At 68.0% G+C, this 19,754-nt stretch carries 20 protein-coding genes; 15 read left to right on the forward strand and 5 right to left on the reverse strand.

Annotation, left to right across the window (positions count from 1 at the left end; translation table 11 throughout):
- The first annotated feature begins 61 nt into the window (after window positions 1-61).
- The 13 genes from VEC57_01055 to VEC57_01115 all read left to right on the forward strand — a co-directional run bounded on the left by VEC57_01055 (window position 62) and on the right by VEC57_01115 (window position 14,411).
- Complete coding sequence (locus tag VEC57_01055; GenBank protein HYB97698.1) at window positions 62-1,309, forward strand: ATP-binding protein; 1,248 nt, start codon at window positions 62-64, stop codon at window positions 1,307-1,309.
- The gene (locus VEC57_01060; protein ID HYB97699.1) at window positions 1,302-3,164 is read left to right on the forward strand and encodes a hypothetical protein; all 1,863 of its coding nucleotides are present in this window, start codon (window positions 1,302-1,304) and stop codon (window positions 3,162-3,164) included. Before VEC57_01055 ends, VEC57_01060 begins: the two co-directional genes overlap by 8 nt.
- Entirely contained in the window at window positions 3,112-4,533 is a 1,422-nt protein-coding gene (locus VEC57_01065) for a sigma-54 dependent transcriptional regulator (GenBank protein ID HYB97700.1), read from the forward strand. Before VEC57_01060 ends, VEC57_01065 begins: the two co-directional genes overlap by 53 nt.
- A gap of 195 nt (window positions 4,534-4,728) precedes the next feature.
- Window positions 4,729-5,904, forward strand: coding sequence for a 7,8-didemethyl-8-hydroxy-5-deazariboflavin synthase CofG (cofG, locus tag VEC57_01070; GenBank protein ID HYB97701.1), 1,176 nt, complete (start codon window positions 4,729-4,731; stop codon window positions 5,902-5,904).
- Window positions 5,894-7,120, forward strand: coding sequence for a 5-amino-6-(D-ribitylamino)uracil--L-tyrosine 4-hydroxyphenyl transferase CofH (gene cofH, locus VEC57_01075; GenBank protein ID HYB97702.1), 1,227 nt, complete (start codon window positions 5,894-5,896; stop codon window positions 7,118-7,120). Before cofG ends, cofH begins: the two co-directional genes overlap by 11 nt.
- A 37-nt stretch (window positions 7,121-7,157) precedes the next feature.
- Window positions 7,158-8,174, forward strand: coding sequence for a 2-phospho-L-lactate transferase (gene cofD / locus VEC57_01080; protein ID HYB97703.1), 1,017 nt, complete (start codon window positions 7,158-7,160; stop codon window positions 8,172-8,174).
- Complete coding sequence (gene cofE / locus VEC57_01085) at window positions 8,171-8,923, forward strand: coenzyme F420-0:L-glutamate ligase (protein ID HYB97704.1); 753 nt, start codon at window positions 8,171-8,173, stop codon at window positions 8,921-8,923. Before cofD ends, cofE begins: the two co-directional genes overlap by 4 nt.
- Window positions 8,923-10,140: a metallophosphoesterase gene (locus tag VEC57_01090; GenBank protein HYB97705.1), complete on the forward strand. Its 1,218-nt coding sequence runs from the start codon at window positions 8,923-8,925 to the stop codon at window positions 10,138-10,140. The genes cofE and VEC57_01090 overlap by 1 nt, the downstream gene beginning before the upstream one ends.
- Window positions 10,137-10,742 carry a YceI family protein gene (locus VEC57_01095; GenBank protein ID HYB97706.1) on the forward strand — a complete coding sequence of 202 codons (606 nt, stop codon included), beginning with the start codon at window positions 10,137-10,139 and terminating at the stop codon, window positions 10,740-10,742. Before VEC57_01090 ends, VEC57_01095 begins: the two co-directional genes overlap by 4 nt.
- Before the next feature lie 399 nt (window positions 10,743-11,141).
- Window positions 11,142-11,873, forward strand: a complete 732-nt coding sequence (locus tag VEC57_01100) for a BON domain-containing protein (GenBank protein ID HYB97707.1) — start codon at window positions 11,142-11,144, stop codon at window positions 11,871-11,873.
- 65 nt (window positions 11,874-11,938) lie between these two features.
- Window positions 11,939-12,487, forward strand: a complete 549-nt coding sequence (locus VEC57_01105) for a hypothetical protein (protein HYB97708.1) — start codon at window positions 11,939-11,941, stop codon at window positions 12,485-12,487.
- A gap of 117 nt (window positions 12,488-12,604) precedes the next feature.
- Entirely contained in the window at window positions 12,605-13,591 is a 987-nt protein-coding gene (gene bioB / locus VEC57_01110) for a biotin synthase BioB (GenBank protein ID HYB97709.1), read from the forward strand.
- Between the two features lie 13 nt (window positions 13,592-13,604).
- Window positions 13,605-14,411 (forward strand): phytanoyl-CoA dioxygenase family protein, encoded by an 807-nt coding sequence (locus tag VEC57_01115; GenBank protein HYB97710.1) that lies wholly within the window; start codon window positions 13,605-13,607, stop codon window positions 14,409-14,411.
- 57 nt (window positions 14,412-14,468) lie between these two features.
- Here the strand turns inward: VEC57_01115 and VEC57_01120 are convergent, their stop codons facing one another.
- Complete coding sequence (locus VEC57_01120; GenBank protein ID HYB97711.1) at window positions 14,469-15,926, reverse strand: hypothetical protein; 1,458 nt, start codon at window positions 15,924-15,926, stop codon at window positions 14,469-14,471.
- Window positions 15,927-16,262: 336 nt separating this feature from the next.
- Between VEC57_01120 and VEC57_01125 the strand changes: the two genes are divergently transcribed.
- Together VEC57_01125 and VEC57_01130 are read left to right on the forward strand one after the other, a co-directional pair.
- Window positions 16,263-16,592 (forward strand): RNA-binding protein, encoded by a 330-nt coding sequence (locus VEC57_01125; protein HYB97712.1) that lies wholly within the window; start codon window positions 16,263-16,265, stop codon window positions 16,590-16,592.
- A 183-nt stretch (window positions 16,593-16,775) separates the two neighbouring features.
- Window positions 16,776-17,081, forward strand: coding sequence for an RNA-binding protein (locus tag VEC57_01130; GenBank protein HYB97713.1), 306 nt, complete (start codon window positions 16,776-16,778; stop codon window positions 17,079-17,081).
- A gap of 104 nt (window positions 17,082-17,185) precedes the next feature.
- Here VEC57_01130 and VEC57_01135 read toward each other — a convergent pair whose 3' ends face one another.
- From VEC57_01135 to VEC57_01150, 4 genes are all read right to left on the reverse strand, one after another.
- Window positions 17,186-18,034, reverse strand: a complete 849-nt coding sequence (locus VEC57_01135) for a hypothetical protein (GenBank protein HYB97714.1) — start codon at window positions 18,032-18,034, stop codon at window positions 17,186-17,188.
- A 17-nt stretch (window positions 18,035-18,051) separates the two neighbouring features.
- Window positions 18,052-18,495 carry a hypothetical protein gene (locus VEC57_01140; protein ID HYB97715.1) on the reverse strand — a complete coding sequence of 148 codons (444 nt, stop codon included), beginning with the start codon at window positions 18,493-18,495 and terminating at the stop codon, window positions 18,052-18,054.
- Window positions 18,496-18,540: 45 nt separating this feature from the next.
- The gene (locus VEC57_01145; GenBank protein ID HYB97716.1) at window positions 18,541-19,008 is read right to left on the reverse strand and encodes a VOC family protein; all 468 of its coding nucleotides are present in this window, start codon (window positions 19,006-19,008) and stop codon (window positions 18,541-18,543) included.
- Between the two features lie 213 nt (window positions 19,009-19,221).
- Entirely contained in the window at window positions 19,222-19,632 is a 411-nt protein-coding gene (locus VEC57_01150; GenBank protein ID HYB97717.1) for a VOC family protein, read from the reverse strand.
- Window positions 19,633-19,754 lie beyond the last annotated feature (122 nt).

The following is a 19,754-nucleotide window of genomic DNA, read 5'->3' on the forward strand; positions in this document are numbered from 1 at the left end:
TACAATTCGTGTGCGCACAAGCGGGCGGCGGCCATCGCCTCTGCGGTCGCCGGGGTGCGCCGTGAAGCCGCGGCGCCGCTTCGAGTCCCGCTACGCCGATCTCGCCTATGCCCTGGATCGCGCGCTGACCGACTCACCGACGGCGCATGACTTCGGCCGCGCGGCCATCGACGTGCTGCGCCTGGCGCTGCGCCCGTCCTACGCCGGCCTGGTCTATCGCATGGAATCGGGCGATTTCCGCTGCGGCGATCTGGCCGTCAGCACCGATCTGCACGCTCTGCAGCAGGCGCTGTCGCGCGCGCCGCTCTCCTTCATCGCGAGGCCCCGAGCGCTGGTTCGCAGCGACGTCGGCGGCGCCGGCCTGGCCGACGTTGCCCTGGCCATGACGGCCGCAGCCTTCGAGGTGTGCTTCCCGCTGACGCTCGGCGCCGAGGTGCGTGGGGTGCTGGCCCTGGGGCCGCGCCAGGACCGCAGCCCGTATGCCGAGGAGGACCTCGAGCTGTGCTCGCGCATCGGCGCGCGCATTGCCGCCGTGGCCGGGCAGCAGAGCCTGCAGTCGGAAGTGGAAAAGCTGCGCAGCCTGGCCACGCGCCAGGAGCGCCTGGCGGCGGTCGGGGAGATGGCCGCGGGCCTGGCGCACGAGATCCGCAATCCCCTCGTTTCCATCCGCACCTTCACGCAGCTTCTTCCGGAGCGGTACGGAGACGAGGAATTCCGCTCAGGGTTTCTCGATCTGACGCTGGCCGAGATCGACCGCATCACCGCGCTGGTGGGCGAGCTGCTGAGCTTCGCGCGCCCGGCCGCCGGCGGCGACGCCGCCGAGGCCGTCGATATCGCCGAGTGCCTGGAGCGGACGTGCGCACTCCTGCGCAACCAGGCGCGCAGCGCCGGCGTCGCGCTCGATCTGGAACTCGAAGTCGGCCTGGGAGCCGCAGCCATCGAAGAGGACCGGCTGCGCCAGATCGTGCTGAACCTGATCGTCAATGCGATCCAGGCGTGCAACGGACGCGGGCGCGTGGTCGTCAGCGCCGGCCGCAGCGATCGCGCGCCGCACCTGACCTGCATCCGGGTGCGGGACGACGGGCCGGGAATGGCCGCCGAGGTTGCGGCGCGGGTCTTCGAGCCCTTCTTCACCACTCGCAGCGAAGGCACCGGGCTGGGCCTGGCGCTGGTCAAGCGCATCGTCGAAGACCACGGCGGACGCATCGGCGTCTCCACCACGCCCGGCGCCGGCGCGTGCTTCAGCGTCGAGCTCCCTATTGCGGCGGCCGTCGACACTGTGATCGGCGGCGTTGGGATCCATGGCTAGGATCGCGCTCGTAGAGGCGGGTGCCGGGACGGCTACGGCCGTGGAGGCCGTAGCCGCCGGTCACGAGCTCGTTGCGTGCTCGTTGTCTGCCGTTCCCGACGGCGTCGATCTGGCCATCGTCGACTACAACAGCACCGGGCCCGTCGATCGCGGCGCGCTGGCCGGCCTGGAGGGGCGCGTTCCGGTCCTGCTGCTGGTCGACAGGCGCATGTACGTCGCCGAAGGGCTCTACGACGCCGCCGCCGTGGCCGTGCTGCGCAAACCCTTCGATCTCTTCGAGCTGCGCCTGAAGATGCGCGGCCTTCTGATCAGCGCCATCGAAAGCGCCGAGCCGAGCCCGATTCCTCCTCCCCCCGGACCGCGACGAAGCACCGACAGCGTTCCGACGCTGGACTGGCTGACGCCGCCGCTGCTGCCGGCGGCTGCCGCGGCCACGATGGCGGCAGCACGCCGCATGGCGACGTCGCTGTGGATCGTGGGCGAGATGGGCAGCGGCCGCGAGCAGGTCGCCATTGCGTTCGCGCGCCGCCATCAGCCGGCGCTCGAGCTCGTCACCTGGTTTGCCGGGCAGTCGCTCGAGGAAGCGCTGGCCGGTTGTCGCGCCGCGAGCGCCGCGCTTTTCGTGCCCGACGTCGAGACGCGCGCGCTGTCCGAGCAGAAGCGTCTGGAGACGTATCTGGCGCGCAACCCCGACCGCTGCGTCATCGCCACCTCCGCCGACGATCCGGCCGAGGCCGTGGTGGGCGGCGCGATGTCGCGGCGCCTGTATCATCTGCTGGCGCGAGTCTGCGTGCGGCTCCCGGCATTGCGCGAGCGACGCGCAGACATCGCACCGCTGGCCGCCGCCATGGCCTCGGCCACCGCGGGCAAGGCCTTCGCCGGCATGCGCGTGCGCCTGGCACCGTCGGCCGTGGAGCGCCTGGAGCTGTATCCGTGGCCTGGCAACGTCAGCGAGCTCGAAGGCGTCATCGCACGCAGCGTCCTCGCTCGCGCCGCCACCGCCGGCGAGGGCGTGTGCATGATCGAGGCGGGGGATCTCGTCTTCTCGCCTGCCCTGTCGCCGGCCGAGCTGCCGGCTTCGGTGCCGGTGCCGCGCGCCGGCGTGGTGGTGGCGCTGCCGACGGCCGCACGAAAACAGGAAGACGCGAGCGAGACGGTCGCGGCTTCGCAGGGCAACGCCGCAGCCGCGGCGGCGACGGCCATCGAGCCGGTGCTGGCGGGCCTCGCCCACGACCTGCGCAATCCGATGGCCACTCTCAAGACGTTCGCATCGCTGGCGGCGGCCGGCGCGGTGGCCGGCGGCGGTGAGGACGCCGAGCTGGCGCGGCTGGCTGCGCAGGCGTGCACCCGCATCGACGATCATCTCGACCTGCTGCAGCGCTACTCCGATCTGCCCGACGGCAATCCTGCGGCAGTCGATCTGATTGCGGTCATGTCGGAGGCGATCCAGAGCGCCGGCATCGACGTGGAAGTGGGAGCGCGGCGCGCATTGTGGGCTCGCGTCGATCCGCATCACGCGCGCTTCATGGCCGAGGCGATGCTCGAGGAAGCGCGCGCGCGAATCGCCGCCGGCGAGCAGGCGTGGCTGGATACGACGCCCGGCGCGGCGCTGGAGCTGCGCGTGCCGCTGGGGACGGCGGCGGTGGAGAAGCTCGGCAAGTGGGTTCGCGGCCAGGCGCTGCCATGGCGTCTGGCGCTGGCGCGCGAGGTCGCGCGGCGAAGCGGTGGAGATGTGGATGTCAGCGCGAGCGGCGAGGAGCTGCGCGTGGTGTGGAAGGCGGTAGAGGCGGAGGAGCAGAGACATGGCGACCAAGCCGGTAGTGCTGATCGTCGACGACGAAGCCGGAGTTCGTGAGTCGGTAAGAATGGTCCTGAAGGATGCCTACGAGCCCGTGGCCGTGGCATCCGGCGAAGCGGCGCTCGAATTTCTCGGCGGCCGCTCCTGCGACCTGATCTTCCTGGACGTGCTGATGCCGGGCATCGATGGCCTGGAGACGCTCGAGCGCATCCGCGCCAGGGACACGCGCGTGGCGGTGGTGATGCTGACGGCGACCAAGACCGTCAAGACGGCCGTCACGGCGATGAAGCTCGGCGCCTTCGACTATCTGACCAAGCCCTTCGACATCGAGGAACTGCGCCTGGTGGCCGAGCGCGCCACCGAGAACGCGCGGCTGAAGCAGGAAGTCGAGGTGCTGCGCGAGGCGGTCGGCCAGCGCTACAGCTTCTCCAACATCGTCGGGCAGTCCGAGCCCATGCAGAAGGTGTTCAAGACCGTGGCGGCAGTGGCGCCGATGAAATCGACGGTGCTGATCACGGGCGAGTCGGGCACCGGCAAGGAGCTGATCGCTCGCGCCCTGCACTATCACAGCCCGCGCGCCAGCCGGCCGCTGGTGACGCTGAACTGCGCGGCGATTCCCGACAACCTCCTGGAGAGCGAGCTGTTCGGTCACGAGCGCGGCTCCTTCACCGACGCCGTCGACAAGAAGGTCGGACAGTTCGAGCTGGCGCATACCGGCACGATCTTCCTCGACGAGATCGGGGAGATGAGCGCGGGGCTGCAGGCCAAGCTGCTGCGCGTGCTGGAGGAGGGCGAGATCCAGCGCGTGGGTGCGCCGCGGCCGATGAAGGTGGACGTGCGCGTGGTCGCCGCGACCAACCGCAACCTCATCGAGAACATTGCCGCCGGCCGCTTCCGCAAGGACCTCTACTTCCGGCTCAACGTGGTGACGGTGGAGCTGCCGCCGCTGCGGGCGCGGCGCGACGACATCCCGCACCTGATCGCCTACTTCCTGACGCGCAAGAGCCGGGAGCTCGGCATTCCCCGCAAGGAGCTCGCGGCCGCCACCGCCGATCGCATGCTGCAGCATTCCTGGCCCGGCAACGTCCGGGAGCTCGAAAACGTCATCGAGCGCATGCTCGTGCTCAGCGGCGACTCCCCGGTGCTGACCACCGAGCACCTGCCGAGCGACATGGGCATGGAGCTGACCGGCGACGGCAATCGCGACACCGCCCTGCAGGTGCTCTCCGGACTGAAGACGCTCTCCGACGCCGTCGACGAATTCGAGCGGGAGATCATCGCGCAGGCGCTGTCGCAGACGTTCTACAACCAGACGCGCGCGGCCGAGCTCCTCGGCACGACCCGGCGCATCCTGAAGTACCGCATGGACAAGCTCGGCCTGGACTGTCCGGATTCGGCCCCGCCTGCTGCGCGGATCGGCGCCTGACGAGCGACCGGCGGGCGCAGGTGCCGCGCTCCGCACACATGCTCGGCGACGTCGGCGCCGGGGACTACGGCAACGACGCTGCTTTTGGTCTCGATTCGGCGCGTCGATGCACGCCGCAGTCTATTTTGACAACCGGAGGGGGGCTACGTAGAAGCGAAAGCGTGAATCCGGGCGCGGCGATCTTCACCATCGGACATGGCTAATCCAGCCGACATCGCGCTCGAGAAGGCCGCCCGCGGCGAGCCGCTCGACGACGACGATGCCTATGCTCTCCTGCAACTCCCGCCGCATGATCTCGCCTCGCTGTGCGAGATCGCCGGCGCGATGCGCGACGCCTTCCACGGACGCACGCTGACCTATTCGCCGAAGGTCTTCCTGCCCGTCACCAATCTCTGCCGCGACCGCTGCACCTACTGCACGTTCCGCCGCGACCCGGGCGATCCGGGCGAATGGACGATGACGCCGCAGGAGATCGCGGACTGGTCGCAGCGCGGCCGCGCGCTCGGTTGCATCGAGGCTCTGATGTGTCTCGGTGACAAGCCCGAGATCGCCTTTCGCGGCTTCAAGAGCTTTCTTGCCGACCACGGCGCGCGCACCACGGCCGAATACGTCGCGATCGCCTGCCGCATCTCGCTTGCCGCAGGGCTGCTGCCGCACACCAACGCCGGCCTGCTCTCGAAGAGCGAGATGGAGATGCTGCGCCCCCTCAACGTCAGCATGGGACTGATGCTCGAGAACATCAGCCCGCGACTGCGCTGGCGCGGCATGCCGCACTTCCACGCGCCCGACAAGGATCCGGCGCCGCGCATCAGGATGATTGCCGAGGCCGGCCAGCTCCGCATCGCGTTCACCTCGGGCATCCTCGTCGGAATCGGCGAGACCGAAGCCGAGCGCGTCGCCTCGCTCCTGGCGCTGCGGCGCGTGCACGAGCAGTACGGGCACATCCAGGAGATCATCGTCCAGAACTTCCGCGCCAAGGAAGCGACGAAGATGGAGGGCGCTCCCGAGATCAGCGACGAGGAGATGGTGCGCACGGTCGCCATCGCGCGTCTGGTGCTCGGGCGGCAGATGAACCTGCAGGCGCCGCCGAACCTGTCCCCCGGCAATCTGCATCATTTGATCCGCGCCGGGATCAACGACTGGGGCGGCATCTCGCCGCTGACGATCGACTACGTCAATCCGGAGGCCGCCTGGCCGGCCGTCGCGCGCCTGGCAGCCGTCTGCCGCGACGAGGGCTACGCGCTGGCGGCGCGTCTGCCGGTCTACCGCGAGTACATCGACGACCGCTTCATCGACCCGGCCCTGGTGCCGTTCATCGATGCATTCCGCAACCGTGCGACGCAGGATCAAGGAGCTTGTCATGAGCTATGAGACCGAAGAGTTCGCCGACCGCGTCGACCACCTGCTGTTCGACGACCGTCCCCTGGAGCGGCGCATTTCCAGCGTCGACGGCTACACCGCCGGAATCCTGGCGCGCGCGCTCGAAGGCACCCGTCCGACCGTCGAGGAAGGCGCGCACCTGCTCACGCTGCGCGGCAATGAGCTGTCGGCCCTGGTGGCCGCCGCCGACCGCATCCGCGCCGAGGACGTCGGCGACGTGGTCACCTACGTCGTCAACCGCAACGTCAACTGGACCAACATCTGCTTCGTGGGCTGCAAGTTCTGCGCGTTCGCGCACCTGAAGGGCGACGCCCTGGCCTACGACCGTCCCATCGAGACGGTGCTGGCGCGCATCCGCGAAGGCGTCGAGCGCGGCGCCACCGAAATCTGCATGCAGGGCGGCATCAACCCCGAGATGCCGGCCGACGGCTACTTCCAGCTCCTGCGCGCCATCCGCGCCGAGTTCCCGAGCCTGCACATCCACGCCTACTCGCCGATGGAGATCTACTACGGCGCGCGCCGCGCCGGCATGGACTATCCCGAGTTCATCCGCGAGCTGGTTGCCAGCGGCCTCGATACCATTCCCGGCACCGCCGCCGAGATCCTCGACGACGACGTGCGCGAGATCCTCAGCCACAAGAAGCTGGACGTGGCCACGTGGGTTCGCATCATCACGACGGCACACGAGCTTGGCGTGCCGACGACGTCGACGGTGATGTACGGGCACCTGGAGACGCCCATGCACATTGCGCGGCACGTCGACCTGCTGCGCAGCATCCAACAGCGCACCGGCGGCTTCACCGAGTTCGTGCCGCTGCGTTTCATCTGGCAGGAGACGCGCCTGTACTCGGAGGGCCTGGTCAAGCCGATCCCGCAGGGACAGCTCGACCTGGCCGTGTATGCCACCAGCCGCCTGATGCTGCGCGGCCTGATCGACAACCTGCAGACCTCCTGGGTCAAACTCGGCCACGAGCTGTCCACGCTGTCGCTCGCGGCCGGCTGCAACGACGTCGGCGGCACGCTGATGGAGGAGAGCATCTCGCGCGAAGCCGGCGCCGATGCCGGCGAGTACACCTCGGTCGAAGAGCTGCAGGCGATGATCCGCCGCATGGGCCGCATCCCGCGCCAGCGCAACACGGTTTACGGCCTGATCGACGAGCCCGCTGCCGGCGCCGAGGCCGCGCCGTCCTACGCCGCATGGTCCTGAGCCGGGCCAGCAGTACGGCTACAGCGACGAACGCATCTTGATCACCCTGATCGCAGGCGGAGTCGGCGCCGCGCGTCTGCTGCGCGGCCTGGCGCGCGTCGTGCCGCACGAGCGGCTGACGGTCGTCGTCAACACCGGCGACGACGATACGTTCTACGGCCTGCACGTTTCGCCCGACATCGACACCATCATCTACACGATGGCCGGGCTCGCCCCGATCGATCGCGGCTGGGGCATCGAGAACGACACCTCGCGCGTGCGGGAAGCGCTCGAGCGCCTCGCCGGCCCCGGCTGGTTCGCCCTCGGCGATCGCGACATGGCCACGCACATCTATCGGACCTGGCGGCTGTCGGCCGGCGCGACGCTGAGCGAGGTGACGCGCGAGATCGCCACGGCACATGGCGTGGGCCTGCGCGTGCTGCCGATGTCCGACCAGCCGGTTCGGACCATCATCGACAGCGATCGCGGCGAGCTGGCGTTTCAGGAGTACCTGGTGCGGCTGCGCGGAAGGCCGCGCGTGCAGGCGGTGCGCTACCGCGGCGCCCGCAGCGCAAAACCCGCCGCCGGCGTGCTGCGCGCCATCGAACGTTCCACGCGCATCATCATCGCGCCCAGCAACCCCTTCGTCAGCGTCGGACCGATCCTGTCGGTGCCGGGAATTCGGCGTGCGCTGGCTGCCGCGCGCGAGCGGGTGGTGGCGGTCAGTCCGCTGATCGGCGGTCGCGCGGTCAAAGGACCGCTGGCCGCGATGCTGCGCAGCCTCGGCCACAAGGCGGAAGTGACTGCGATTGCCGAGCTTTATCGCGGCCTGGCCTCGCGCCTGGTAGTGGCGCCCGGCGACCGTCCGCGCCATTCTGCTCCGCCGGGCATGCAGATCGTCGAGCACGACATCCTCATTCTGGAGCCGCGCCGCGCCGAGCAGCTCGCGCGCTTCTTGTGCGAAGGCATCTGGCCGCGGCGCGGCGCCAAAGCACGCGCGGCCAAGCCGCCCGTCGGCAAGGCAGCCGGGTCGGCGACGTCGCCGCGCACGAGCGCCCGCAGGAAGCGCCCTTGAGCTCGGTCGTCCTGCTGCCCATCGGCGGCCTTCCATCCGTGCATCCGGGACAGGATCTTGGGGGCCTGCTCGGGGATGCGATCGAAGCCGCTCGATACGGCCTCAAGGACGGCGACGTCGTGGTCGTATGCCAGAAGGTCGTCTCCAAGGCCGAAGGACGCGTCGTCAAGCTGACGGACGTCGAGCCGTCCGCCCGGGCCCGCGAGTTCGCCGCCGCCTACGAAAAGGATCCGGCGCTGGTCGAGCTGGCACTGCGGGAGGCGACCGAGGTCCTGCGCATGGGCAACGGGCATCTCATCACCGCCACCGCCAAGGGCTTCATCTCGGCCAACTCCGGCATCGACCGCTCCAATCAGGCGCACGAAGGCGAGGTCACGTTGCTGCCCGTCGATGCCGACCGTTCGGCCGAGCAGCTTCGAACGCGTCTTCTCGAGCGCTTCGGCGTCGGCGTGGCCGTCATCATCACCGATACGTTCGGCCGGCCGTGGCGACTCGGGCAGATCGACTTTGCCATCGGCGCGGCCGGTCTGAGAGTGCTCGACGATCATCTGGGCCGGCGCGACTGGAGCGGGCGCGGCCTGGAGCACACGGTCATCGCGGTGGCGGATCAGCTGGCGGCCGCGGCGGGGCTGGTCATGGGCAAGGCCGCCGGCATCCCGGCCGTGCTCATCCGCGGCTATAGGTACGAAGCCGGTGATGGCACGGCGGGCGACCTGGTGCGTCCGCCGGGCGAGGATCTGTTCCGATAGTGCAACGCTTCTTCTGGCGGAACTTCTTCCGTCTTCTCGTCTTCACGGCCGCGCTCGCGCTGTGGGTGTGTCTGGCCTGGGTGGTGGTCGTCGTCGCCGACGTCCGGCTGCCTTGGTGGATGCACCTGGCAGGCCCGGTGGCGCTGCATTTCGTCAACCGCGCCGTGCTGCGGCCGGGAACGCCGCCGCGTGCGCTGACCTCACGGCTGCGGCGCGCGTATGTCGGCGTCGTGTTCACGTCCCTGTTCGGCATGGTCTTCCTGCTCCTGAACGGAACGTTCTGGGGCGTGGCCGGCGTGTGGCTGCACGTGGCCTCGCTGGCAGGGTTGCCGGTGGATGCCGGACACGCGTACGCCGCGGCCGAAGTCCTCGGCTCGCTCGGGCTGCTCGCGGTCACCGGCGCGCTGGCGCACGGCTATGGCAGCGGGCAGCGGCGCGTCGAGATCGTGCGGCTCGAGATCGCCCTGCCGGGCCTGGCGCCGGCGTTCGACGGCTACCGCATCGTCCAGGTCAGCGACATCCACCTCGGCAACTACATGGACGCCGATGCGCTGGCTCCGCACGTGGAGACCGTTCATTCGCTGGTGCCCGATCTGGTCGTGCTCACCGGCGACATCACCGACGGCGTCCATCACGCGCCCGTGACGTTCCCGGTGCTCGGCCGGCTGCGCGCGCGCGACGGCGTGCTGGCCATTCTCGGCAACCATGATTTCTATACCGGCGCCGACGAGGTGACGGCTCTGCTGCGGCGGTACACGTCCTTCACCGTGCTGCGCAACGACTCGGTCGCCATCGAGCGAGACGGCGCGCGCCTGCACGTTCTCGGCATCGACGATGCCGGCCTGGACTGGGCGCGCGGCGTTCGCGAGCACGACGCGCTGCCGCCGCTGGCGTCGCGCCTGCCAGCCGGCGCGGCGGCCATCCTGCTTTCGCATCGGCCCGACCTGTTCGAGCAGGCGTGCGCGCTCGGCATGGGGCTGGTGCTGGCGGGCCACACGCACGGCGGCCAGCTCGCCCTGCCCTGGCCGCGTGCCCGCCAGGCATCGCTGGCGCATTTCATGACGGCCTATCCGCGCGGCACCTACCGGCGCGGCAACAGCATTCTGCACGTCAACCTGGGGCTCGGCGTCACCGGACAGCCGGTGCGCGTGTTCTCGCCGCGCGAGATCACGCTGATCACGCTGCATGCGCCCCGGGATCGAGGAGAACACGAATGATCCGCAAGCCGCTCGCCGCCGTGCTCTTCGCCTCGCTGCTGCTCGCCTGCTCCGGCGCTCGCGCCGAGGAGGTGACGTTCCAGGTCGACAAGAGCCACAGCAGCGTCAACTTCCGCATCCGCCATCTGCTCTCGAAGGTGACCGGCCAGTTCCGCTCGTTCGGCGGCACCGTCGTTCTCGATCCGGTCAAGCGCGACACGGTCAAGGTGGAGGGGACCATCGACGTCGCCAGCATCGACACGGGCGACGCCAAGCGCGACGAGCATCTGCGCAACGAGGACTTCTTCGACGTGGCGCGGCACCCGAAGATCACGTTCAAGGCCGACAAGCTCACCGACGTCAACGACGACAAGACCGCCGGCAAGCTGCACGGCGAGCTCACCATGCACGGCGTGACCAGACCGATCGTCATCGAGGTGGAATGGTACGGAGTGGCCACCGATCCGTGGGGCAACTCGAAGGCAGGCTTTGCCGGAACCACGAAGCTCAACCGCAAGGACTACGGCATCGAGTGGAACAAGAGCCTGGACAGCGGCGGCCTGCTCATCGGTGAAGAGGTCGAGATCGAGCTTCAGATGGAGGCTGCGCAGTCGAAGACCTGACGGTGTGGCGGGGGCGGAGCCGTCGACGCGCCCACGCTAGCGGTGGCGCACGCCTGGCAGACGGATTCGCGCATCAGCGATGCATCACGGTCTCGCTATGACTGGCGCACGCTGGGAGTGCTCCACTCGGTCGGGATGCCACCAAGTCACGGGCGCACAAAGACGCAATGTCTATTGCGCCATTCCCTCAGCGCTGCCCGCCATCTTTAGGGGTCGCTGCGCATGTGCTCGCCAGGATGAGTTGCGGCGCGTGGAGCGCGCACGCTGGTATCGACGCGGCCGCGCAAGTTTCACCGGCCGTATTGCACGCAAAGTTGAATCGAGACTAGGCTCGCGCTGTCGAACGAATTGGACCTTGCACCAGGCAGGGTAAAGCAACCCCAACCCAAGGATCGAATTATGAAACAGTTGATTGCAGTGCTGATGATTGCAGGAGCCGTTGCGGCCTGCAGTGGACCGGAGGATTCGGATACGACGGGCCCGGGCATGAGATCGGCCGACAGCGGCGATGATCGTGGCCTCGTCAAGGGAGACTCGGCCGACGATCAGCGCACCGCCAATGCGGCACGCGACGTCGAGGGAAGAAACGCCAATCCCGCACAGGCGCCGACGGGCGACCAGCGCACGCCGGGCAGTGACCGGCTCGCCGCCAATTCGCCTACGGCGCCGGGCGGAACGCCGCCTACCGGCACGGCCGGTGCCACCGGTACGGGCACGGCTACCGGGACGGGCACCGCGACCGGCACGGGCATGGCCGGAACCGGCGCAGCGCAGGATCAGCGACGTGCGATGGCTCCCGCGCCGGGGACGGGCGGCGATCCCAATCGTTACGCGGCCGACAACTCGGGCAAGAACGTGCGCGATCGCAGCGATGCCTCGCTGACCGCGGATGATCAGTCCAACTCCCGCGCCGACGTGACCATCACGCAGGAAGTGCGCAAGGCCGTCGTGGCGAACGATTCGCTGTCGACCAACGCCCGCAACGTCAAGATCATCACCGAAAACGGTGTGGTGACGCTGCGCGGACCGGTGGCGAGCGCCGAGGAAAAGGCGGCGGTCGCCGCGGCGGCGCAGCGGGTCGCCGGCGTCAAGCGCGTCCAGAACGAGATCGAGATCGCGACGAGCAACTGAGGTTCCCGACGTTTCGTCGCGACCAGCATCCCGTCTGCGAAGGGCAAGACGGCAGGAGGTTTGGCATGAAGAAAGCAGTGTTCGGTATCGCGGATAGCGAGTCTCAAGTGGTCCGCATCGCCAATGCGCTCAAGGCTTCGGGATTTTCCGGTGACGACATCTCGGTGCTGTTTCCGGACAAGACCGGCACGCGCGATTTCGCGCACGAGCAGCACACGAAGGCTCCCGAAGGCGCGACCACCGGCGCGGGCGCCGGCGGTCTGCTCGGCGGCGCACTCGGCTGGATGATCGGCATCGGTTCGCTGGCCATTCCCGGCGTTGGCCCGTTCATCGCGGCCGGCCCGATCATGGCCACGCTGGCCGGCGCGGCGGTCGGCGCGGCCGCCGGAGGCCTGACGGGCGCGCTGGTCGGGCTCGGCATGCCCGAGTACGAAGCCAAGCGCTACGAAGGCAAGGTCCGGGAAGGCAATGCGCTGATCTCGGTGCACGCCGACAGCGGCGACGAGATCAGCCGTGCCAAGGACATCCTGGAGCGCGAGGGCGCGCATGACATCTCCTCCACGGGAGAATCCTCGGTGGGCTCCGATCAAGCCCATGGACGCCGCTCGGCCTGAAGGCACCTGATACCTGAACGAGCGCGTGGAGAGCGCGGTTGGCAACCACCAGCCGCGCTCTTTTTTTCGCCGCTCACCGTGGTTGCTCCTACGTGGCTGTCTCAGTAGATAGCGGCGATGGATTCCGCGGTTCGGCATGATTGGACGTTGGCGGATGCCCGGGGGGTGCACGACCTTCCGCTGACGGATCTGGTTTTCCGTGCGCAGGCCGTGCACCGGCAGTTTCACGCAGCCAACGAGGTGCAGCTGTGCACGCTGCTGTCGATCAAGACGGGAGGTTGCCCCGAGGATTGCGCGTACTGCCCGCAGAGCGCGCACTACGAGACCGGCGTTGCGCGCGAGCCGCTGATGCAGGTGGATGCGGTGCTGGCCGCCGCGCGTGCGGCCAAGGATGCCGGCGCCAGCCGCTTCTGCATGGGAGCCGCCTGGCGGGAGGTCAAGGACGGCGAGCCGTTCGATCGCGTCTGCGACATGGTTCGCGGCGTCACCGACATCGGCCTGGAAGCGTGCGTGACGCTGGGAATGCTGACCGGAGAACAGGCGCGTCGACTGAAGGACGCCGGCCTGGTCGCCTACAACCACAACCTCGACAGCTCGCGCGACTTCTACGAGAAGATCATCACCACTCGCACCTACGAGGAGCGGCTGACGACGCTGCGCCACGTGCGCGAGGCCGGCATCACCGTCTGCAGCGGCGGCATCCTGGGCATGGGCGAGTCCATCGACGATCGCTGCGCCATGCTGGTGGAGCTGGCAAACCTGCCCGTGCATCCCGAGAGCGTTCCGATCAACACGCTGATGGCGGTCGAGGGTACGCCACTGGCGAACGCCGAGCCCGTGCCGGCGCTCGAGCTGGTGCGGATGATCGCCACCGCACGCATCATGATGCCCGCATCCATCGTCCGGCTGTCGGCCGGTCGCACGAACCTGACCGACGAAGCGCAGGCGCTCTGCTTCCTGGCGGGCGCCAACTCCATCTTCTACGGCGAGAAGCTGCTGACCACCGGCAATCCCGACTGCGATCACGATCGCAGCCTTCTCGAAGAGCTGGGCGTCCAGCCGCTGGTTCCGGAGCACCTGCGCGCCCGCGAGCGCGCGGCCTGATTCGCTGGCAGCGATGACGCCGCAGCAGGCCCAGGCGCACGTCGAGCGGATCGCCGAGCACGGCTACACCATCGTCGAGAACGCAATCGAGCCCGACCTCGTCGAGGAGCTGAACGAGACGCTGGCGCGCCTGGAGCGCGAGCTGAACGCGGCGCCGGCCGGCAACTCCTTCGAAGGCGCCAACACGGTGCGCATCTACAACCTGCTTGCGCGCGGCCGCTGCTTCGAGAAGGTGCCGGTGCACGAGAACGTTCTGCCGGTGGTCGAAGGCGTGCTGGACCCGGGGTGCCTGGTGTCCTCGCTTTCGTCGATCGCAATCGACCCGGGCGAGATGGCGCAGCCCATTCACGCCGACGACCAGCTCATCCCCATTCCCAAGCCGCACCCGCCCACGGTGTGCAACTCGATGTGGGCGCTGACGGACTTCACCGAGACCAACGGCGCCACCCGCATCATCCCCGGCTCGCATCGGAAGGACCGCTCGCCGGCCTACGGGAAGCATTACGATTCGATTGCGGCCGAGATGGCCCGCGGGTCGGTGCTGATCTGGCACGGCAGCCTGTGGCATGGCGGCGGCGCCAACCGCAGCGACCGGCGGCGCATGGGTCTGGCGATGAACTACTGCGCCGGCTACATCCGCCAGCAGGAGAACCAGCAGCTGGGCATTCCGCTCGAGATCGCGCGCGGATTCTCGCCACGCCTCAAGGAACTGTGCGGCTTCGGCGTCTACTGCGGCCTGATCGGCCACATCGACAAACGCTCGCCCGCCGACCTCCTCCTGTCGGAGAACACCGGCCGCAGCATGATCTGGGACGCCTGACTCGCCGCTGAAGTCCGCTCGAAAACGTCCACCGCCTCGACAGCCGACTCAGCTCGGTCAATCGCGGATCGGCCGCGGCACCTTGTACGCGCGCGCCATCACCTCTTCGTAGCAACCATTGGCAGTGCTGCAGCAGCGCTGCAGGAGCGAGCAGTCCTCGGGCTGGTAGAGGAACTCGCGAAAGTGCACCTCGTAGTAGGCCATGACCTGCTGCTGGCCGAGAACGTTGAAGCCCGGCACCAGCTCGCAGTCGGTACGGAAGGCTGCTGCGCGGCCGTTGCCGTTGATGGTGGCGTAGTCGTTGGTGCATCCCTGCGTTCGCGTGATCCAGTGGACGCGATTGCGGCCGGTGAAGCGCACGATCTCGCTGTTACCGTCCGCGTTGTGCGGACCCGGCGGCCCGATCTTGGTGCCGCGCTCGACGTCGGACGGCTCGCCGGTGGTCTCGAAGAATACGGCGGAGCTGCCGTCGCTGACCGTGGGCCGGCGGTGGCCGCCGGCGGGGTCGCCGGTGACCTGCCGCAGCAGGCCGGTCAGCGTGGCCATCTTGTAGATGTGGAATCCGCTGCTGCCGTTGTCGAAGAGGTTGGCGTCGCTGGCGAAGACGACAGAGGGCCCGCCGGTGGCCAGCCCTGCTCCCGACATGATGGGCTCGATGCTGGCGCCGCCGAGATTGTTCGGCAGCGACACCTGCTTGGTCAGCGCCTCCTGCCGGAAGAACTCATAGACGTTGGTGCCGGTGGAGCCGTTGCCGAGCTGATCGTGGTCGGACTGGTAGGTCAGCGTATGGCACTGGTTGAAGTAGAAATATCCACCCACGCTTCCATGGGAGCTGGTGGTGCCGGCCGGCCCGTTGCTCATCTGCGTGAAGTGATAGTTGTCGAAGCCGTTGTCGCGGAAGTCGAGGTAGAAGACTTCCTGACTGCCGTCCATGTTCGAGTAGCCGCTGGGGCCCGAGGTACCGAAGCCCCCGTCGTTGTTGTCGAGGTCGCCGGTGGACTCAAAGACGATGCAATCGCCCGTATCGCTCGGATGCGGCAGCGCGTTGACGACCGGAGCCGAGGTCTGCGTCAGCTGCCGAATCTCGCCCGTCTCGACCGCCCACAGGAACAGCTCGGGGTTGCCGTCGGCGTTGCCGACACCGGGCACCAGATCGCCAGTGGAAATGAAGGCGATGTAAGGCTGCCGCTTGCTGCGAAAATCGTCGGTTACGCGCGATGCGTCGTAGCTTTCGCCGCCTGGAGTGGTCGTCGCGCGTTGCAGCGCGTCAGTCGCGAACGTCCACAGGTACACCTCGCGCTGGCCGAGATGCGCGCTGCCCGGCCCCAGCACGTCGCCGTCGGAGACGAAGCTTACGAGCTCGCCCCGAACCTGCTGGATTCGCGGTCTTTCGACGATTCCCTGCGTAAGCTGCGTGACCTGCTTGATGACGTGGACCCGGCGCGCCAGGCCCTGCTCCGGCCACAGAATAGAGGCCGCCATGAGCGCGGCCGACGACAGAACTCGATATCGCATGCTCCCCCACTCCCCGTGCCGACCACGGTGGCAGCGCCTTGTAGCCGATCGCGGAAGATCATGACAGGGCCGTTCTTTTTCGGAGCCCGAACGACGAATAGATTGCCGTCACAGGGGTTGGCAACCCTCCGGAAGTATGTTTAATTATCCCCAGGATGCGGTGTTTGTTACCGCGGCTGTCGTACTGATTCTCCTGCCGAAGCGAGTTATCTCCTCCTCAGAGCTCATGCCCTCAGCCTCCGCTCCACCACAAGCATCGCACCTGTGACCGCCTCGAAAGCCCGAGCCTTATGACCGAGTTCGCGCCATGAGGGTGGCGCGAGTCCAAGGAGCACGATGTCCAAGAAGATCTACGTAGGAAACCTTCCCTTCCGCACCACGGAAGAGACCATCCGCCAGCTCTTCGCACAGCACGGCGAAGTGCACTCCGTCTCCCTCATCACCGACCGTGACACGGGCCGCCCGCGCGGATTCGGGTTCGTGGAGATGGAGGCCGCCGGTGCGGCCAAGGCCATCGAGGCGCTGGACCAGTACGAGCTCGAAGGCCGCAATCTCAAAGTCAATGAAGCCAAGCCGCGCGAAGGCGGCGGCGGTGGCGGCGGCGGTCGCGGGGGCGGCGGCCGCGGCGGCGATGATCGCGGCGGCGGCGGCCGCGGCCGCTGGTAAGACCGGTCATTCGAAACGATTGCATTCAGGAGCATCTCTCGGCGCGGGGCCGCGGCTGCTGCGGCCCCGCCTCCGATCCCCTTCCCGTCCAACCCACCCGATCAACCCCGTCTCTGGGTTCTTCACGCAGGATCACGAGACCAGACCACGCACCTCGGTTGCGAGCGCGTGCCAAGGAAGACCATGTCCAAGAAGATCTACGTAGGTAACCTCCCGTTCCAGACCACCGAAGAAGCGCTGCGCAAGCTTTTCTCCCAGCATGGCGACGTGCATTCCGTGTCCGTCGTGATCGACCGCGACACGGGCCGCTCGCGCGGTTTCGGCTTCGTCGAGATGGAAGCATCGGCTGCTGCGAAGGCCATCCAGGCCCTCGACCAGACCGAGCTCGATGGACGCAGCCTGCGCGTCAACGAGGCCAAGCCTCGTGAGCGCGACGGCGGCGGCGGCCGCCGCGGCGATGACCGCGGCGATCGCGGCAGCCGCTGGTAGGAGTTGCCTGCGGGGTACCGGACGACCACCCGCGTCCGGTACCCCGAACGCCTCGCTCGCTCCCCCGCCTTTCCCGTCATCCTTTCGCGAAGACGATTCCGATCTCAGTTCGGCTGCTGCAGAGCACCGGCCGTCCATTCGTGCGTCGCATTGGACGTGCGATTGAACCCGCCGCTGACGCTGGCCCAGTTGGCCGTGGCATTGTTCTTCTGACCGCCACTGACGTGCGCGAAGGTATGCGTGGCGGTGTTCTCACAGCCGCCCGCGATCGCAGAATGTTGTCCGCTGGCGGTATTGTCGAAGCCGCCCGCGACGGACGCATACGTCGCTGTAGCCTGATTGTCGCTGCCGCCGCTGACGGCTGCATAATCGCCGCTGGCGGTATTGGTGTTGCCACCGCTGACGCTGGCGGCGCTGCCGCTGGCCAGGTTGTTCCTGCCGCCAAGGACCGTGGCCTCGGGCCCGTCGATGGTGTTGGTGTTCCCGGCCACGATGCCGCCGAAGCTGGTGTACTCGTGCTCGCGCCCCACCACGATGTTGTGCGAGCCGGTGCGCTCCTGCGCTCCCACGCCTTCGTTGTATCCGACGATCAGGTTGCCGAGACCGTTGGTCTCGCCGGCCGTGCTGCCGCTCCCGCTGACGATCTGCAGGTTGACGCCCGTCACCACCACCGTGTCCCCGACGAGGCTGAAGCTCGCCAGCAAGGTCTCGAGCTGCTCGATGCGCTCCTGAAGATCGGCGACCTGCGGCTCGAGCGAGGCGCACTCGCCTTCGCAAGTCAGCTCGACGTTCTGGCCCACGGCCTTCTTCAGCACGAGCAATGCGTCGGAGGCAACGACGCTGTCGCTGCCGTCGACGTCCCCGCAGGTCTGTGCGACTGCGGGAACGGACAGGCCGAGAAACATGGCGGCGCTCAGCAGCGCCAGGGAAATGGGACGGGACGATCGCAGCATCGAGCTCCTCTTGATGATCAGCGCAGGTATTGACGGAGACGCACGCCAGCCTCGAGCAGGCCGAACGTCCCGGCCCACACGAAGATGGCCAGCCACCAGATTCCGGGCGGCACGCCGTTCTCCGTCAGATAGAAAACGAATTCCCAGCCGGCCCAGCCTACCAGCAGGCCCACGGCAGCGAAGAGCGGAAGGTAGCCGTTCACCCAGTCGGGCGGTCCGGTGCGCCGCAGCACGGCGCGATGAATCACCGCGACCAGAGCGAACGTGAAGATGCCGGCAACGACCAGGGCCACGGCCCCGATCGTCACGAGCTTCAGGACGACGTCGAAAACATCGTCGGCGCTCTGGGCGTTGGCGATGCCGTCGGGAAACGCGCGCTCCAGCGCGAACAGCGCCAGCACCAGCGCTCCCCAGACCTTCGGACGAGCGAACCAGGGACGATTCCGCTGCGGCGCCGCCATCGTCCCGATCTATGGGCCTAATCCCGGGCCAGGTACAATCGCCCGTTACGCTCCGTGCATCTCCTTGGAGCGCCGCTGCATCTCCTCGGCCGACACGTCCTCGACGTGCGTATGGACGTGCCACTGATGGCCGAAGGGATCCTCGAAGCTGCCGGCGCGGTCGCCATAGAACTGGTTGCTCACCTCGCGCACGCATTTGGCGCCGGCCGCCACCGCCTGCCTCGCCACCGCATCGACGTCCTCGACGTAGAGCATGATGCTGACCGGCGAGCCGCCGATGGTGCGCGGGCTGCGCGCACCGACCTCCGGATGCTCATCGGCCATCATCATGATCGAGTTGCCGATGCGCAGCTCGGCATGGCCGATCTTGTTGCCCGGTGATGGGATGCGGAACAGCTCGGTGGCACCGAACGCCTTCTTGTAGAACTCGATGGCCGCGGATGCGTCATCGACGATGAGGTAGGGGGTGATGGAGTGATAGCCTTCGGGGATGGGACGAACGTTACCAGCCATCGGCAGGCTCCTTTGGTGATGGGTTGTGGAGGCCCGATGCAGTCACAGGCCCCGCGAAGATGCCAGCGGCCCGAGTCTGCTCGCGCCCAAGCGCAAGACGGCACGCCGGTTTTTGCCGCGCCGTGCGTCGCTCGCCTGAGTAGCGGACGGCATGGCAGTGACAGGGCCGTGTAGCGCGCCTGTGTCACGGCGGACCCTGCCGCCTGCCATCCGCTACATCGACCGCTCGCAGAGAACCATCCACGGAGTACCAAAACGGTCGACGAGCATGCCGAAGCGCAGCGCGAAGAACGTCTCCCCGATCGGCTCTCGCACCACGCCCTTCTCGGACAGGTCGGCGAACATCCGCTCGGCCTGCTCGATGCTTCCGGTCCGGATGGCGACGAAGAAGCCCTGCGGCCTGTTGTAGCGCTCCGGCGGCGCATCTCCGCCCATGACGGAGCTGCCGTCGATCTCCATGTGAAAGTGCATGACCTTGTCGTGCAGCGCCTTGGGCATCTGGTCGGCCATTGGCGCTTCGGCCCACGTCATCCTGGCCAGGATTCTGGCCCCCAGGCACCGTTCGTACAGCTTCAGGGCCTCGGCGCAGTCTCCGTTGAAGAACAAATAGGGCGTCAGTTGCATGGCTTCCTCCTGCGGAATGTCGTTGTCGCGTGCCGAAGCGGCCGCTTTGCCCATAGTCGCCGGCGGCCGGCCTATTCGACATGGCCCGATTGAATTCGTCACGGCCAGGATCGGCCGCCCCG

The organism is Candidatus Limnocylindrales bacterium (assembly GCA_035626395.1).
In the GTDB taxonomy this organism is placed as follows: Bacteria; Desulfobacterota; Binatia; order UBA1149; family CAITLU01; genus DASPNH01.

Excerpts from the sequence above, each read along its gene's own strand:
- VEC57_01060 (HYB97699.1), top strand. The coding sequence starts at position 1,302 with ATGGCTAGGATCGCGCTCGTAGAGGCGGGTGCCGGGACGGCTACGGCC.
- VEC57_01065 (HYB97700.1), top strand. The coding sequence starts at position 3,112 with ATGGCGACCAAGCCGGTAGTGCTGATCGTCGACGACGAAGCCGGAGTT.
- cofG (HYB97701.1), top strand. The coding sequence starts at position 4,729 with ATGGCTAATCCAGCCGACATCGCGCTCGAGAAGGCCGCCCGCGGCGAG.
- cofH (HYB97702.1), top strand. The coding sequence starts at position 5,894 with ATGAGCTATGAGACCGAAGAGTTCGCCGACCGCGTCGACCACCTGCTG.
- VEC57_01095 (HYB97706.1), top strand. The coding sequence starts at position 10,137 with ATGATCCGCAAGCCGCTCGCCGCCGTGCTCTTCGCCTCGCTGCTGCTC.
- VEC57_01100 (HYB97707.1), top strand. The coding sequence starts at position 11,142 with ATGAAACAGTTGATTGCAGTGCTGATGATTGCAGGAGCCGTTGCGGCC.
- VEC57_01105 (HYB97708.1), top strand. The coding sequence starts at position 11,939 with ATGAAGAAAGCAGTGTTCGGTATCGCGGATAGCGAGTCTCAAGTGGTC.
- bioB (HYB97709.1), top strand. The coding sequence starts at position 12,605 with ATGGATTCCGCGGTTCGGCATGATTGGACGTTGGCGGATGCCCGGGGG.
- VEC57_01115 (HYB97710.1), top strand. The coding sequence starts at position 13,605 with ATGACGCCGCAGCAGGCCCAGGCGCACGTCGAGCGGATCGCCGAGCAC.
- VEC57_01120 (HYB97711.1), bottom strand. The coding sequence starts at position 15,926 with ATGCGATATCGAGTTCTGTCGTCGGCCGCGCTCATGGCGGCCTCTATT.
- VEC57_01125 (HYB97712.1), top strand. The coding sequence starts at position 16,263 with ATGTCCAAGAAGATCTACGTAGGAAACCTTCCCTTCCGCACCACGGAA.
- VEC57_01130 (HYB97713.1), top strand. The coding sequence starts at position 16,776 with ATGTCCAAGAAGATCTACGTAGGTAACCTCCCGTTCCAGACCACCGAA.
- VEC57_01135 (HYB97714.1), bottom strand. The coding sequence starts at position 18,034 with ATGCTGCGATCGTCCCGTCCCATTTCCCTGGCGCTGCTGAGCGCCGCC.
- VEC57_01140 (HYB97715.1), bottom strand. The coding sequence starts at position 18,495 with ATGGCGGCGCCGCAGCGGAATCGTCCCTGGTTCGCTCGTCCGAAGGTC.
- VEC57_01145 (HYB97716.1), bottom strand. The coding sequence starts at position 19,008 with ATGGCTGGTAACGTTCGTCCCATCCCCGAAGGCTATCACTCCATCACC.
- VEC57_01150 (HYB97717.1), bottom strand. The coding sequence starts at position 19,632 with ATGCAACTGACGCCCTATTTGTTCTTCAACGGAGACTGCGCCGAGGCC.